15 protein-coding genes and 2 pseudogenes are annotated in these 14,007 nt (G+C 68.5%); 9 read left to right on the forward strand and 8 right to left on the reverse strand.

Going from position 1 to position 14,007, the window contains the following annotated elements; all coding sequences use genetic code 11:
* The 3 genes from ABEB28_RS42660 to ABEB28_RS42670 form a co-directional block, all read left to right on the forward strand.
* On the forward strand, positions 1–1,051 hold a 1,051-nt coding region (locus tag ABEB28_RS42660), incomplete at its 5' end, for a GAF domain-containing sensor histidine kinase (RefSeq protein WP_345734021.1).
* 149 nt (positions 1,052–1,200) lie between these two features.
* Positions 1,201–1,902 carry a CBS domain-containing protein gene (locus tag ABEB28_RS42665; protein ID WP_345734022.1) on the forward strand — a complete coding sequence of 234 codons (702 nt, stop codon included), beginning with the start codon at positions 1,201–1,203 and terminating at the stop codon, positions 1,900–1,902.
* 32 nt (positions 1,903–1,934) lie between these two features.
* Positions 1,935–2,534: an Rv1733c family protein gene (locus ABEB28_RS42670; RefSeq protein ID WP_425559077.1), complete on the forward strand. Its 600-nt coding sequence runs from the start codon at positions 1,935–1,937 to the stop codon at positions 2,532–2,534.
* A gap of 56 nt (positions 2,535–2,590) precedes the next feature.
* Here ABEB28_RS42670 and ABEB28_RS42675 read toward each other — a convergent pair whose 3' ends face one another.
* A complete protein-coding gene (locus tag ABEB28_RS42675; RefSeq protein WP_345734024.1) occupies positions 2,591–3,478 on the reverse strand; it encodes a universal stress protein in 888 nt (295 codons plus the stop codon).
* A 390-nt stretch (positions 3,479–3,868) separates the two neighbouring features.
* On the opposite strand from ABEB28_RS42675, the gene ABEB28_RS42680 reads away from it, so the two are divergent.
* Complete coding sequence (locus tag ABEB28_RS42680; RefSeq protein ID WP_345734025.1) at positions 3,869–4,054, forward strand: hypothetical protein; 186 nt, start codon at positions 3,869–3,871, stop codon at positions 4,052–4,054.
* A gap of 66 nt (positions 4,055–4,120) precedes the next feature.
* Here ABEB28_RS42680 and ABEB28_RS42685 read toward each other — a convergent pair whose 3' ends face one another.
* Positions 4,121–5,161: an alpha/beta fold hydrolase gene (locus ABEB28_RS42685; protein ID WP_345734026.1), complete on the reverse strand. Its 1,041-nt coding sequence runs from the start codon at positions 5,159–5,161 to the stop codon at positions 4,121–4,123.
* 38 nt (positions 5,162–5,199) lie between these two features.
* On the opposite strand from ABEB28_RS42685, the gene ABEB28_RS42690 reads away from it, so the two are divergent.
* Positions 5,200–5,574 (forward strand): DUF5655 domain-containing protein, encoded by a 375-nt coding sequence (locus ABEB28_RS42690; RefSeq protein ID WP_345734027.1) that lies wholly within the window; start codon positions 5,200–5,202, stop codon positions 5,572–5,574.
* A gap of 285 nt (positions 5,575–5,859) precedes the next feature.
* On the opposite strand, the gene ABEB28_RS42695 is transcribed toward ABEB28_RS42690, so the two are convergent.
* Positions 5,860–6,534, reverse strand: a complete 675-nt coding sequence (locus ABEB28_RS42695; protein ID WP_345734028.1) for a DUF998 domain-containing protein — start codon at positions 6,532–6,534, stop codon at positions 5,860–5,862.
* A gap of 492 nt (positions 6,535–7,026) precedes the next feature.
* The gene (locus ABEB28_RS42700) at positions 7,027–7,344 is read right to left on the reverse strand and encodes a GNAT family N-acetyltransferase (protein WP_345734029.1); all 318 of its coding nucleotides are present in this window, start codon (positions 7,342–7,344) and stop codon (positions 7,027–7,029) included.
* A gap of 294 nt (positions 7,345–7,638) precedes the next feature.
* Between ABEB28_RS42700 and ABEB28_RS42705 the strand changes: the two genes are divergently transcribed.
* On the forward strand, positions 7,639–8,907 hold the full coding sequence (locus tag ABEB28_RS42705; RefSeq protein WP_345734030.1) for a hypothetical protein: 1,269 nt from the start codon (positions 7,639–7,641) through the stop codon (positions 8,905–8,907).
* 97 nt (positions 8,908–9,004) lie between these two features.
* A pseudogene (locus tag ABEB28_RS42710) lies at positions 9,005–9,243 on the forward strand (PhzF family phenazine biosynthesis protein); the annotation flags it as partial.
* A gap of 108 nt (positions 9,244–9,351) precedes the next feature.
* On the opposite strand, the pseudogene ABEB28_RS42715 reads toward ABEB28_RS42710, so the two are convergent.
* The 3 genes and pseudogenes from ABEB28_RS42715 to ABEB28_RS42725 all read right to left on the reverse strand — a co-directional run bounded on the left by ABEB28_RS42715 (position 9,352) and on the right by ABEB28_RS42725 (position 11,741).
* A pseudogene (locus tag ABEB28_RS42715) lies at positions 9,352–9,883 on the reverse strand (GNAT family N-acetyltransferase).
* 241 nt (positions 9,884–10,124) lie between these two features.
* Positions 10,125–10,856, reverse strand: coding sequence for a hypothetical protein (locus ABEB28_RS42720; protein ID WP_345734031.1), 732 nt, complete (start codon positions 10,854–10,856; stop codon positions 10,125–10,127).
* Between the two features lie 39 nt (positions 10,857–10,895).
* On the reverse strand, positions 10,896–11,741 hold the full coding sequence (locus tag ABEB28_RS42725; protein ID WP_345734032.1) for a DUF4240 domain-containing protein: 846 nt from the start codon (positions 11,739–11,741) through the stop codon (positions 10,896–10,898).
* A 3-nt stretch (positions 11,742–11,744) separates the two neighbouring features.
* On the opposite strand from ABEB28_RS42725, the gene ABEB28_RS42730 reads away from it, so the two are divergent.
* Both ABEB28_RS42730 and ABEB28_RS42735 read left to right on the forward strand, forming a co-directional pair.
* Positions 11,745–12,002 carry a hypothetical protein gene (locus tag ABEB28_RS42730; RefSeq protein WP_345734033.1) on the forward strand — a complete coding sequence of 86 codons (258 nt, stop codon included), beginning with the start codon at positions 11,745–11,747 and terminating at the stop codon, positions 12,000–12,002.
* 248 nt (positions 12,003–12,250) lie between these two features.
* Positions 12,251–12,592: a hypothetical protein gene (locus tag ABEB28_RS42735; protein WP_345734034.1), complete on the forward strand. Its 342-nt coding sequence runs from the start codon at positions 12,251–12,253 to the stop codon at positions 12,590–12,592.
* 196 nt (positions 12,593–12,788) lie between these two features.
* On the opposite strand, the gene ABEB28_RS42740 is transcribed toward ABEB28_RS42735, so the two are convergent.
* Positions 12,789–13,751: a YihY/virulence factor BrkB family protein gene (locus ABEB28_RS42740; RefSeq protein WP_345734035.1), complete on the reverse strand. Its 963-nt coding sequence runs from the start codon at positions 13,749–13,751 to the stop codon at positions 12,789–12,791.
* Positions 13,752–14,007 lie beyond the last annotated feature (256 nt).

Below are 14,007 nucleotides of genomic sequence, written 5' to 3' on the forward strand. Positions count from 1 at the left end.
GGCGAAAGCAGCGGAGGTCGCCCAGGCCGACGCCTGCTTCTTGCTGCTTCGCGACGAGGTGAGCCGGGAAGACAGTCTTCGTTTGACGGTTCGGGCTGGGTTCGGTGAGGGCGCGCACCAGTTCCTCGGCGCCGCCTACAGCGTGCCGGATGCTCGGACGGCGCTGCTCGCGGGCGACGGAAGCTCTTACCGGTTCGACGGTGGAGCCCATCCGTTCGTCCCGCTCGATGCGCATCCGGTGCCCGACCGTTTCCTCGGCCCCGGCGCGATCGTTCCGCTCGCCGCGGGCGGGCGTGTGCTCGGGGTGATCTCGGTGGTGCGCGAAGAGGGCCGGCAGCCGTTAGGCGATGCCGACGTTCGGATGCTCTCGGCGTTCGCCGGCCAGGCGGCGCTCGCGATCGAATTCAGCCGGGCCGCCGCCGACCGGCAGCGGTTGGCGGTCTTCGAGGACCGCGACCGGATCGCTCGGGACCTCCACGACCTGATCATCCAGCGCCTGTTCGCCGTCGGCCTCGGCTTGCAGGGCGTCAGCGTGATGTCCGGGCGCCCGGAGGTGGCGGACAAACTCAACACATTCGTCGACGACCTGGACGAGACGATTCGCGACGTCCGGAAGACGATCTTCTCGCTGCAAGAACCCGTCGACCGACCCAGCGGGCTGCGCGGCGAGGTGTTGCGCGTTGTCGTCGGGGCAGCGGACACACTCGGCTTCGAGCCGCGATTGCGATTGGACGGTCCGCTCGACGCGGCGGTTCCGGATGCGATCCGCCCGGATCTGCTCGCCGTGCTGGGCGAGGCATTGACGAATGTCGCCCGGCACGCGCAGGCGAGCAGCGCGGAGGTCGGGGTGAGCGTCGACACGGAAGAAGGCCGGGTCACGCTCGTGGTGACCGACGACGGTATCGGGCCGGGCCCGGACGACACTCCCGGCCACGGAACGGTCAACATGGCCGCCCGAGCCCATCGCTACGGAGGCGACTGCACCCTCGAGCACAACGGCGAACGCGGTGCCCGGCTCTGCTGGTCCGTTCCGCTGCAGCTGAGCGACTGACGACGGGACCTCGAGCCGGTTCGGACGGGACTTCAGCCTCTGCATGCGGACCCCACTGAAGCCAGACGATCGAGGTGGGAGAGCCGGGGACCGCAGGGTCCGCCGGCGGGGACGCGCGGCACCCTGCCGCGTCGGCAGAGGAGCCCACGATGACCCACCGTCAGGTCAAAGACGTCATGACGACCGACGTCCGCACGGTCTACGTCGGAGCACCGGCGAAAGTGGTCGCCGAACAACTCGAAGCGGAACAGGTCAGCGCGCTGCCGGTCGTGGATGACGACTTCCACGTGGTCGGGGTCGTCTCGGAGGCGGATCTGCTCCACAAGATCACTTACCAGGACGACGTGGACGACCGGCCGCGTCTGCTCCGCCGGCACCGCGCCGACCGGGCGAAAGCCGAAGCAGCGTCCGCGCGGACGCTGATGACCTCGCCGGCCGTGACGATCCGGCCGGGCGCGTCGGTGGTCGAAGCCGCCGCGCTGATGGAGCGCCAGCACGTCAAGCGGCTGCCGGTCGTCGACGACACCGGAGAGCTGGTCGGCATCGTGAGCCGCCGCGATCTGGTTCGGCTGTTCACCCGCCCGGACGAGGAGATTCGCAGCGAGGTCGAGCAGGAGGTGTTCGGTCAGGTGCTGATGCTCGCTCCCGGTACCGCGGCCGCCTGGGTCGCGAACGGCCACGTCACGCTGCGCGGACGCCTACCGCGGAGGAGCGAAACCCAGATCGTCGCCGAGCTCACCCGGCGGATCGACGGTGTCGTCGGCGTCGCGAACGCGATGACGTTCGAGCAGGACGACACGACCTACCGGGCGCTCCGGGAGGACGTCGCTTCGCGCGGCATCTACTACTGAATCGTGCGCGCTCCCACCCGGAGGGAGGAACGATGAATCGGTACACGCGCGTACATCGCGCGGTTCGAGGTCTCGGTTTCGGGCGCAATCCGCTCCTCCGTCGTGTGGATCGGATGGAGAGCCTCACCCGGCTGCTCACCGCGGTCCTCGCGGTGGGGTTGCTGGTCGCCGTGGGCGTCCTCATGACCGTGTCCTACCAGGCGGCCGTTACTCGCCACACGGCCGAACAGCGGCAACGGCATCAGGTCACCGTAATTCTGCTCGCTGACGCCGTTTCCTCGTCGGACAGCCCCTACGCTCCGGTCTATCGGCAGAGGATGCCGGTGAAAGCTCGGTGGACGGAGCCCGACGGAACGGCGCGGACGGGCAACGTCTACGCCCGGTACCCCGGGGAGAGAGGCGATCGCATCTCGGTGTGGTTCGACGCATCTGGTTCACCGGTGCCCGAGCTGACCACCCTTGGCGATCTGCAGGCACAGGCGTGGACCACGGGCCTTGCCGCTGTCAGCCTGGGCGAGTTCGTGCTGTTCGTCGCGTATTGCTCGCTGCGAACTGCCCTCGATCGGCGTCGCGATGCGGCGTGGACGGTCGAGTGGGCGGTCGTGGAAGAGCGGTGGCGCCACAACGTCTGAACGATCGATATGCCTCGGGGGCGGTCGACCGGACCGCCCCCGAGCTTTCTCCGCGATCAGCGTGCCGCGGTGGGTGTACGCACGACGAGCACCGGCGCATCCGCGTGGTGCACCAGCCGGCGCGCAACCGAGCCGATCAGCATGCCCGCGAAGCCTCCCCGGCCGTGCGAGCCCACGACCACCAGTCCGGCCTTCTCCGCCAAGTCCAGCAGCATCCGCGCCGGCTGCTCGCGCTCGACGACCGTGGTGACCCGGACCCGGGGGTACCTCGTCTGCCAGGCGGTCACCTGACGCTTGACCAGTTCGTCGGCGTGGTGGCGGACCTCGATCCAACTGGGTGCCGCCGCCGCGTCGAACATTCCGACCAGGCTGACGTCGCTCCATGCGTGGGCGACCACCAGGGGCGCCGCCCAGCGATCGGCCTCCCCGAAAGCGGCGTCGAGGGCGGCCGCATCCCGCTCGGAACCGTCGATGCCGACGACAACCGGGGCGTCCGGCCCGGGCAGGCGATCCGCGCGGACGACGACCACCGGGCTCCGCGCATGGGCGGAGACCGCAGCGGACACCGACCCTAGGATCATTTCGGCCGCCGGATTGAGGCCGCGGCAGCCGACCACCACGAGTTCGCTGAACGCTGACGCGTCCAGGAGCGCGTGCACCGGCGGTTCGTCACTGACACGGCCGGAGACCGACAGCGCAGGCAACGCCGCGCCAACCCGGGTGACCGCCCGCTCGAGCGTCTTCTGTCCGTCGATCCGGGCGGCGTCCCTGAGCTCGGCCACGCGGTAGCCGGCGTAGATCTGGCGTTCGCTCGGCCACCCGACGGCGATGAGCACCTGGAGCGGCAGCTCGCGGGCGAGCGCGTAGCGGGCGGCCCAGTCGAGGGCGGCCATGGCGGGTGCCGAGCCGTCGATACCCACGGTGACCACAGATGTGTCTGACATGTCTGCCTCCTTCCTCTTGCCTTCAGGGTCCGGTGCGTCGTGTGCCCGCGGCAGAGTCGGAAGTCCCGGCAGAGGACCCAGTCAGTGCGGGACGTGTGGCCCTACCCGGCGGGGACCAGGCGTCACCGCTGTCCCGAAGGTGCAGTGGCGTTCAGATCGCCTGTCGAAGGCGTTCGACCGGGCCGGGCGGGTGGCGCAACCGGACGAGGTCGCGATGCTGATCTGCTGGCTCGGTGCCAGCGAGGCGAGCAACGCCCACGGAGCGGTCATGACGTGCGACGGCGGCTGGACTGCCGGAAGGCCTCTCACGATCAGGACGTTGGCCTCTGCTCTCGGCGAGGGCTTCGGCGTTTCCTGGAATTGGAGCTTTGGCCAAGAGAGGTGAGAACGATGGCGATCCTTCAGACTTCGGATGACCGGCCGGTCGGTGTCCAGCGAGTGCTGCGTGCTGGCGCGGGGTTCGGTGTCGTGGCCGTGGCGGGCGGACTGCTGTGGCCGGTCGCCGCCGCAGTCCTGGCGGCCGACGTCTGGCGGGCGCACCGCGGACGGATCCGGACGGCTACCGCGGCGACCTGAGCGCACCGCCTTCTGGCAGGTGCTTGAACTCCGACATCTTTCCGAGCTGAGCAACGGGGAAGTACCTCACTCGCGCTGCGCACCGTCCCTTCCGGACACTGAGCGCGCGAACTCTTCGAGCGCGTTCACGAACTGCCGGGGGCGGTAGGCGTGGATCACGTGGTTGGCGGCGATTCGTCGGTACTCGGCCTGCGGCACGAGCTGCTGGATCCGCGCCGCGTCGTCGTCGTCCATCGCTCCGACCAGCCCATACGCGGGGAACCGGTGCCAGTCGCCGTGCAGTACCAGCAGGGGGCAGCGCGTGCGCGTGAGCGCTTCGGTGTGGTCCAGCCCGGCGTAGAAGCGGCCGTCGACGAAAGCCCTGGCGAAATCGGGGTCGAACATCGACAACGAACGGAACAGCGTCCGGACGACCCACGGGAAACCGCGTAACCGGATCGGCCGGTCGGGGCGCTTGCGCAGGTCAGCGCGGATGCGCCGGGACAGTAGCCGGACGAACCAGACCGGCATCCGTTTCACTCGCGTCTCGGAGACCGGCAGCGTCTGGCCACGGAGGTAGTCGGCGAGGTCGCGGTGCTCGAAATCCTCCAGCGCGACCACCGCGTGCCGCAGCCCTTCATAGACGTACCGGTCGGTGTCGCGGAAGCGGGGCATCTCGGCGGAGAACACCGGAGCGTCCTCCAGCACGAGTCCGGCTACGTGCTCCGGGACGTTCGACGCGCACCAGAGGGCGAGGAGTCCGCCGGAGGAGTTGCCGGAGACGATCGAGGGCTCACTGAGCACCTCACGCAGGAACACGGCGACGTCGGCCCCGACGGAGGCCCACGAGTAGTCGCCGGGCGTCCAGGTCGACTTGCCGTGGCCTCGAACGTCGACCGCATAGACCCGATGGTGCCGAGCGAGCGTCGGCAGGACCCGCTCGTAGCTCTGCCAGGTGCCGGTCTGAGCCGGAAGCAGGACCAGAGGTGGCCCGTTGTCCGGTCCCACGACGTAGTTCAACCGTACGGATCCGGTGTCGAAGCGGAGCTCCCGGTAGCCGGCCTTCCGAACTGCCCGCGACTCGATCTCACCCGGCAGGTCCTCGTAGGGGTTGCGGTAGGGATACATGCGCTGCTCCTCACGACCGCTGCTGCAATGATCGAATCATGGCCACGCCGGAAGAGTTCTTCAGCGGTTCGCCCGATGGCTTGGCGCTCTACCGGGCGGTCGCCGACATCGTGGGCTCGCTGGGGCCTGCGTCCGTGGAGGTCGGTAAGTCGCAGATCGCCTTCCGCAGGCTCAAGGGGTTCGCCTATGTGTGGCGTCCTGGGCAGTACGTGAAATCCGACGTGCCCGCAGTCCTGTCCTTCGGCCTTCCACACGAGCTTGATTCGCCTCGGTTCAAGGAAATCGCGCACCCAGCTCCAAGGGTGTGGATGCACCATCTGGAGTTGCGGGACGTCAGCGAACTCGACGCAGAGGTCCGAAGTTGGCTCGAGGCCGCCTACGAGAATGCCGGCAATCAGCGCTACAGCCATTGACCGGGCTATTCGAGGGCTGCCCGGCGTGCGAGACGGGCGCAGACGACCATGAGGCCGTGCGGGCGCTTCGGTGAATGCGCTGAGCAGGGCCCGGATTCGTGGGATGGCGTTGCGCTGGGCACCGTCCGTCGGAGCGCAGTCTCCCAACGCCCGTGTCCGTCGAATCGGGGCAACATGAGGTACTGGGACCGGCTGTCGACCAGTCGGGAACCGGGAAGGGGACCGTGGCGGTCTACCGGCAGGCTGGCCTGGTAGACCGGCGGGGGCGGCCGCGTGCAGTCTCGGTCAGGACTTGACTCGGTCGGGTGCTGCGATCAGGTAGCTCCCGTACGCGACGAGCCACAAGACGATCGGGTAGGCGTTCCACCGTTCGATGCCGCCCTCTCCGAGCTGTGCCACCGGCGCCCAATCGAGGAGGAAGATGCCTAACGCGATGGCCACCAACGAGATCGCCCCGAGCAGTATCCACAAGATTCGGAATGGATGCTCCGTCTCACGCGCAGAGAGGATTACGGCGATACCGCCGGAGAAGAAAGCGGTCATCGCGAATACCGTGTGCGGGCCGGGATGGGTCAGCGGGAAGATCCCCACGCCCAACACACCGGTGCCGAGCAGCGCGGTGAAGATGCTGGCGGCTTTCGGTCCGGCCGCCCGGTACATCCACCACGCACCGGCCAGGATCAGCACTCCGGTAAGGAGCATGGTGCCATCGAAGATGGCTGCGGACGGCTGGGTGACGACACTGTCCGGAGGCTCCGAGGCGCCGAGGTGGCTCAAAGTGTCGGCGTGCGTGGTGTAGGCCCCGTCGAACAGAGCCTCGGCGGTGATGCTGCCCATCAGGACGCCGATGCCGGCGAGGGTCAGGCATAGGCCGCTGAGCCTTGATGCCCTGGCCTGGCCCGGTCGCGCCGACAGGCTCGCCGCCGCTGGTGCTTCGGGAACCTCGGACGCTGTTGTCATCTCTACCGCTCTCCTCGCTCCTGCGGTTCGAGCTCTCCTCTCAACGCTCTGCCGAGAGTGAGACCGTCGGTAGGGCCGAACGTCCCGACACGCGGTAGCGAACCAGTCGGCAAACGGGAGACGGCGAGCCGGGCTGGTTCGAGCAGGTGTTACGGGGCCGGCGCAGCAGCCCCGGGCGCCACGAGAGGAGGTTCGAAACAGCCCTGGAGGTAATCGATTGGCGTGTAGCAGCCGGCGTCGTTGAGCCAGGAAGTGTCCTGTAAGTCTCCCGCTGCGGGCGCACCTGTTCGCAGAACTGCGTACAGGCGATCGCGGTGGACGTCGCACGCCTGAACAGCGCGGTCAGGTCACCGGCGGCACGATGGCCGGGTTCCACGGGCGGCAGGACACCCCGGATTCGGCGGCGATGGGAGCCCGATCACCGGATGACCGGTCAGGGCATGTCGTGCAGACGTTGGAACAGTCGATGGCCCTGCCATCGGCCGGTGATCTTCATGTAGGCGGGTGCGGTTCCGTACTCGAGTAAGCCGTTCTTGCGCAGACGGCTTCGGAGGCGGCGTTGTGCACCAGGATCTCCGCCTGCATGCGGTGCAGCTGGAGCTGATCGAATGCCAACCCGACCGCCTGCGCGACGGCGGCGGTCGCGAAGCCGCGGCCGGTATGCGCGGCGCCGACCCAGTAGCCGATCGACGCCGATTGGAGTGCGCCGCGGATGATGGGCTCAGGTTGACCTGGCCGACGAGCTCGTTGGCATGGTTCACGATTGGCCAGCGAGAGGCTGCGTCCTGCCGCCTCCTCGGTCAAGGCCATGTCGATGCCGGCGACATGGGCGTCGAGGGTGAAGTGCGGTCGTCGCGCTCGGGATTCCAGGGTGCGAGGTAATCGCGGTTGGCCGTCAGCAGGCGCGTCAGGGCCGCCGCATCATCGAGGCGTAGTGGACGGATCACCGCGACCGGTTCTGGTGCTCGCACTGCGGTTCAGTGTGCTCGACGACACCGACGACACCGACGACACCGACGACACCGACGACACCGACGGGACCGGCCGCGGGGCCGCGCCCGCCGACGGCGTGGCCGGATCTGGACCGGTCCGGAAGAGAGAGTCATGCCGGCGCCGCCGCCGGGCCTCTCCGGGCTGCCATTGTGGAAAGGCACGGTGCGACGGCGCGCCGCGCTGCCGGAGGTCGTCATGTCCCTGTCGCTCGTCCGCCGCTCCCTGCTGCTGACCGCCTGCGCCACCGCGGCGGGACTCGCCCTGAGCGGTACGGCCGTGGCCGCACCGCTGCAGGTCGAGCCGGTCGACCTGCCCGCGCCCCGGGTGCCCACGTACGCCGCCGATGTGAACGCCGCCGGGATCGTGGTCGGCGCCGCCTATGCGACCAACGACGAGGGTCGCTCCGGCGCCTGGGCCGCTCGCTGGCAGAACGGCGCGCTCACCCTCCTCTACCCGCCGGGGGCCATGGAGAGCCGGGCCACCTCGGTGAACCTGATCGGCGACATCGGCGGCAGCGCCATGGTGGACAACACCACCCGCGGCTTCGTCCGGCGCGGGGAAACCCTGGTCACGGTCCACCCGCCCGGAGCGGTCCGCAGCACCGTGATCGACCTCAACGAACGCAGGGACGCCCTGGTCAGCTGGGTGGACAGCGACCAGGCGACCGGCACGCGCCTGAGCCTTTGGCGTAACGGCACGTTCACCGAGATCACCCCGCCCGGCGAGGAAGTGGCGCCGGCTCTCGACGCGAACCAGGTCGCCTACCTGAACACGGTCGGGCAGGTCGCCGCGGTGTTCCGGCCCGTCGGAAGCACCGGACCGGGCGAAGCCCGGCTCTGGCAGGCCGGCCGTTTCACGACGATCACCAGGACCCCCGCCCGGCTGCAGGCGCTCAGCGAGCTCGGCCACGTGGTCGGTTCCCTGACCGGCCAGACCGGGAACTTCATAGCGTTCAGCTGGCAGCGGGGCCGGCTGACGAGGCTTCCCAGCGGTACAAGCGGTGTCGGCTACGCGGTGAACGAGCGTGGCCAGGTCGCCGGTGAGATCACCACGGCCGACAACGTCATCCACGCGGCGCTCTGGACCGGCGGCCGGCTCACCGACCTGGGCACGCTCGGCGGCCAGTACAGCACCGCCAGGGCGATCGACAACCTCGGCCGGGTGGCCGGCACGAGCCAGACCGGGACACCGGCCCAGCCCGGTTACGTGCACCCGTTCGTGTGGCAGCAGGGGACGTTCACCGATCTCACCCCGGACGAGGTGAGGAGGACGGAGGCGCACCTGCTCACCGACACAGGCTTCGTGGTCGGCAGCAGGATCACCTTCTCTAAGCCCGTCACGGTCTCGGTGGCCGTGGCCTGGCGGGTCAGCACGCCGTGACCGGCCCGACCGGTTCGCCGGTCGCCCACGGTCAGGGGATGCGGATCCGGTCGTCGACGCCTTCACCGAGCGTCCTTTCGGCGGTAACCCCGCCGGGGTGGTGCTCCTCGACGCTGATGCATTCCCCCGACCCCGGGTGCATGGGCCTGGTCGCCGCCGAGGTGAATCACGTCGAGGCGGCCTTCGCCCACCCGCTGCCGACCGGCGCCGAGGCCGACTGGGCGCTGCGCTGGTTCACGCCGGTCACCGAGGTGGCGTTGTGCGGCCACGCCACGCTCGCCGTCGCCTACGTGCTGCGCACCACCGGCGTCTCGACGGGCACCGTCCGGTTCGCCGCTCCGCGGCCAAGAGCGGATGTTCTTCCGCGTCGAGATACCTGTGTCGCGAGGCGTTGGAACTACCCCCTGGCGACGGCCATTGATTCGACGACACCCGGTCGGCTTCTCAGCGGGTAGGGACCCAAAACCGCAGCTTTTCGCCGCGCTGATCCTCAAGCACCCCACCGTTGTGCTCAATGACCTTCCGCGACGCCACGCTATCCACATCGCAGGTCACCAATGTCGGCGCGATGCCCAGGCCGGCCGCTACCGGAAGAGCAGCTCGCAGCATCTCCGTGGCGTGGCCACGGCGACGGGCCGACGGCCGGACGTCATAGCCGAGATGGCCACCCATCTCCCGGAGGCCGGGCGTCAATCGGTGCCGGACGGCGATCCGCCCGATATAGGTTCCCTCCTGCACCCACCACAACGTCGTCGCCGGCACGTACCCCTCGCGCCGCGGCGAGTCCTCACGCGCCTGGCCGATCAGCCAGTCCACATAACGCGCGAACCTACTCGACTCCGACCAGTCCGGCCCGAACTGGCGAATCTCCTCGCCCAGCGACGTCTCATCGCCGGTGCCACCGCGTCCCTCGCGCCGTCACCGCAGCAAGGAACGCCTCCCAGACGGCCACGGTGGGCACGCTCAAACTCGCCATGTCCCTACCGTTACCGACGCCCGGCCGAGGACGCATCTCCTTTCTCAGGTCCGTGCCCTCCTCTGTGCCCCAGCGGATCCGTAAGAGCTCACGCGCACCCGGCCCAGCCCGCTCGCCATACACCGACGCAGACCGACTCCCGCCCCTCCGACACCCAGGGCGGCACGAGAGCAAGTCTCATCTCTAAGCGAGGAGCAGGGGGTCGACTCGGTAGCAGACCGATTCTGCGGTACTTATTCGGCTAGCTGATTTCCATGATTCGCTTCCGTGGGATACCCCATCCTCTGGTAATAGCGGGAAGAACCGGTTGCATGCCGATCGTCGTTGGCGTCAGCCATCGCAGAGTCGCGGCTGATTGGCGCCAGAGCCGCAGGCTTATTTCAGCGTTCCACGGGTCGTTCCTGGCGACGAGTTCGCCATTGCGGTCATGAACCTGGACTTCGACCCATGCGTCGCCGTGGGAATCGAAGCGGTAGTGCGGAGTGGCACGGTGGCGCCTGTCGGGGCTGCTGCGAGTTGGTCCTTGCCAGCGGAGAAGGCAGCCGGCCTCGAGGCAGGCGCTGAAGGTCTCATCGAATCCAGCCGCCGGTACGCCGCGCGCGTCGGCCAGGCGCAGCAGGAGCGGCTGCAGCCACCGAAGATAAGCTTCCGGGCGGTCGACCAACGGACGTTCCAAGATCGCCGGATCGAGGACAGCCACGATACTTTCGCCACGTTCCCGGGGCGCGACTGCTTCGACCTCGAAATCCGCCTCCGGACCAGACGCGGTACCCGGCGAAAAGGCCTGGATAGAGATCCAGCCCGTGTGGGCAGGCACCGGCGTGGCCTCGCGCAACAGCTTGCTGTAGAGCTCGCACACTCCGACCGCCTGTCGCGCGAACACCTGATCCGGCGCCTTCCGCCGGCCCCACAATCGTGCCGGCCGCGCGTCGGTGTCCATGCGGACCTGGTTGTAGCGGGTACGCCACGTCACGAGGCCTCCAATGGGCGCGGGTCGCTAGGACTGGTCGGGTCAACGAGGCAGCGGCGGCAGCGGCGGCAGTCCAAACTTGTCGCGCACCAGGCCGAGCACCAGGAGAACGTCTTTCTCGACCTGGGCCCGCAGCATGTCTTTGGTCGGTGCCGTGATCCGCTCGGACCCGAAGTACACATCCGCCTGCGCCCGGTGCTTGGCCCGCCGCACTCGAGGCGGCTTGACGCCCTCGGTCTCAAAGCCGTAGTACATGTTCAACTCCAGCTCCGGCGTGCCTGCGTGCTCCCACCACGCCTGCCATGCCGCGTCCTTCCGGATGGCATCGTCACACGCGAACAACGCACGCACCTGCGCGGTGACGCGCCGGGCATCGAGGCCGTGATAGATGCCCAGCCGAAACCACGGCGCTCGATACGGCTCAGCCTCCACCGGAGCGGTCTTGCCCCATGCCGGCCAGTTGCTGCCGGTCTCATAGCTGACCGGCGTCTCGTGATCCCAGGCCAGACCCGTCGCCCGATCCCACGCCTCGGGTGCCACCTGCAGCAGGAACTCCCCGTTCAAGTCCTCCAGCGACGTCCGCAGCGCCGCCGGATCGGCCACCGCCCGCTCGTAGACCGCCCGCCCTGCGGCGACCGTCCCGGCCCGCGCGTATAAGAACGAATCGTCGGACATCCCCATCGACTGGCCCGACTCCGGATCCAGCAAGTCACGATCCGCATGCGGCGGCGTGTCCAGCCGATACAACGCCGCCGCCAATTGATCAGCGAAGCCGATGATCGCCGCCTCGGACCGTGCCGCCAACGCCGTCGTCAAGTGCTCGACCGACTCCTCGGTGACCGCCCCGCCCAATTGCCCGACCAGCGCCCAGAATTCTTCTTCCGTCACCCGGTGACCATAACCGCAGGTCAGCGGCGGCGTTCAACGATGAAGCCGCTATGCGGGAAACCCGTGCTCGAGCGTCAGGTCCAGGCACTCAACCAGCACCTGGGTACCGACTCTCCTCAGCCCGACCTCGCCTCCGTCGTCGACCACTTGCGTGAAGGTCGGAAGATCTACGCGATTCAGGAGTACCGCGCTCTCACTGGCGCCGACCTCAGGGAAGCAGCCGGCGCGGTCGAGCAACTCGCGCGCGAGCATGGCCTCTGACCAGGGAGCCGCACCGGGCTGTCCCCTGCGCGGCAGAAGCGGATGTTCGGGAGGGCGGTCCACTGTTGTCGTGGCAACAGATGCTGGTCTCAGCGCTCACCCACACCACCATCTGATGTCCCCGGCAGTCGGATTAAGTCTGACCTGACGCGGCTGCATCGTCGGCAGATTCGCGCACTGACTCATGGAGCACGCTGAGGGCACCAGCATCGGCGGTCGCTCGATCGAGCGACGGCAGAATGGCCGTCATGAGCAGCTCCGACCCGTACTTTATGATCGAGGAGCCCACGTTCATGGCACGGTTCCTACTTGATCCGGTGGCCGACACCCCGGACGCGGTTGCCAACGCTGACGTATTTGTTGACCTTCCCGATGGCTCGTCCTGGTCGCTGACCATGTTCACCATCGACGAAGTCTGCCGACTTCTCACGGTATGGCGTGAAACCGGCGAAGCCGCAAACGGAAGCTACTTTTGGGCATCTGACCAGGTAATCGTGCCGAAGCCGGGCGTCAAGGCGATGGTCGCGGCCATCCGCGAACTCGTCAGCAGCGGCGACATCGTCCACGCCGGCACTCGGTCCATGCGCTGACTAAAGCTCCACGCACCCTGCCGCATCGACGCCCGGCGGCTACTTATTCGATGAAGGCAGGACGTGGCCCGGCGGGGAGCGCGCCGGGCTTCGATGAGCCGGCTCCACCGCGCCACCCTCACGCTTCAGCCCGCGCCGCAGCGCGGCCGGATTCGCCTGCGTCGCCCGTTCGACTTGGACCGGCGCCGACGCATTCCTAGTCGACGCCGTGGCTATTGCGGGCCGGACCGCGACCAATACCGGCCTCCTCGTCGGCCGCTCGCACCGCAGTTGCGCCGTCGCCGTCGGCAGCGAGATCAGCCGGACGACCCGCGGTGCTCGTAGCTGTAAGCGCGGCCGCGAAGAGGATCATTTGGTTAATCGCGTTGAGGAAGACCAGCAACCCCACCGCGCCTGCGACGAGTTGGTACGTGGGGTTGGCCGCGGTGTGCTGCACGTAGAGCCGGCCGAGAGTCTTGAGCAGTTCCAGGCCGACGGCCACCAGCAACGCCGGCCCCAGGATGCGGCGCAGCGGCATCCACACACGCGGCAGCCCGGTGAGCATGCCGACCGCCAGCACCGTGTTCACGCCGATGCCCACCACGAGCCCGACCGCGCTGAGCGTCCACCGCGACAGGGCGGCGTCGGTGTGTGTCGCGTCGACCAGTCCGTTCGCGGCAGTGGTCGTCCCGTACGCCACCGCGAGCGAAACAGCCAGCAGCAACCCCAACCCTGCCAGCACCAGCAGGTCGACGAGCACGCGGACGACGAGGTTGCCGGGGTACTCCGGTAGCCGCCACATCCTGCGGATCGACGACCGCAGTGCGTCGACCCAGAACCATCCCGTGATCGGCAAGCCGATGAACGCGATGAGACCGACGGTGCCCCGGGCGTCGCGCAGCCTCTCCACGTCCAGGCTGGGCACGTTCTCGGCGACGTACTGCTCCACCGTCCGCAGCACGGTGGCGTCGTCCAACACGAACCCGAAAGCGGCGAAGCTCAGCAGCGCGAGCGCGAACATGGCGAAGAAGGCGTAGTAAGTCACCGCCGCGGCGAGCCGGCCACCGTCGGCCTCGTCGTAGCGCAGCCCGGCCCGGACCAGGTGATCCAGCCAGCCGACACGCCGACGGAGCTGCCGCCCGGCCGTCGGGATCCACCGCAGGAAACGCCGTCCCGTCACGCGTCCGCAGGTACCCGCAAACCACCCGGTTAGGCTGCCGACCATGGCGCCGTCGGTAGGGACGGAACTCCACCGGGCGAAGGTGTCGAGCCGCATCAATTCCACGCATGTCAGCGGCACGAGCGCAAGTTCGAGAGACTGGCCCGGGCCAGTCGTCAAGCACTCCCGAGAACGACGGCCAAGTCCTCCTCGGCGGTGAGCACCTCCCCGGCATACGCCTTCCCCGCGGCGGACGGGTCTTGCCCCTTGATCCTGG

The sequence above is a fragment of the Cryptosporangium minutisporangium genome (assembly GCF_039536245.1).
Taxonomy (GTDB): domain Bacteria; phylum Actinomycetota; class Actinomycetes; order Mycobacteriales; family Cryptosporangiaceae; genus Cryptosporangium; species Cryptosporangium minutisporangium.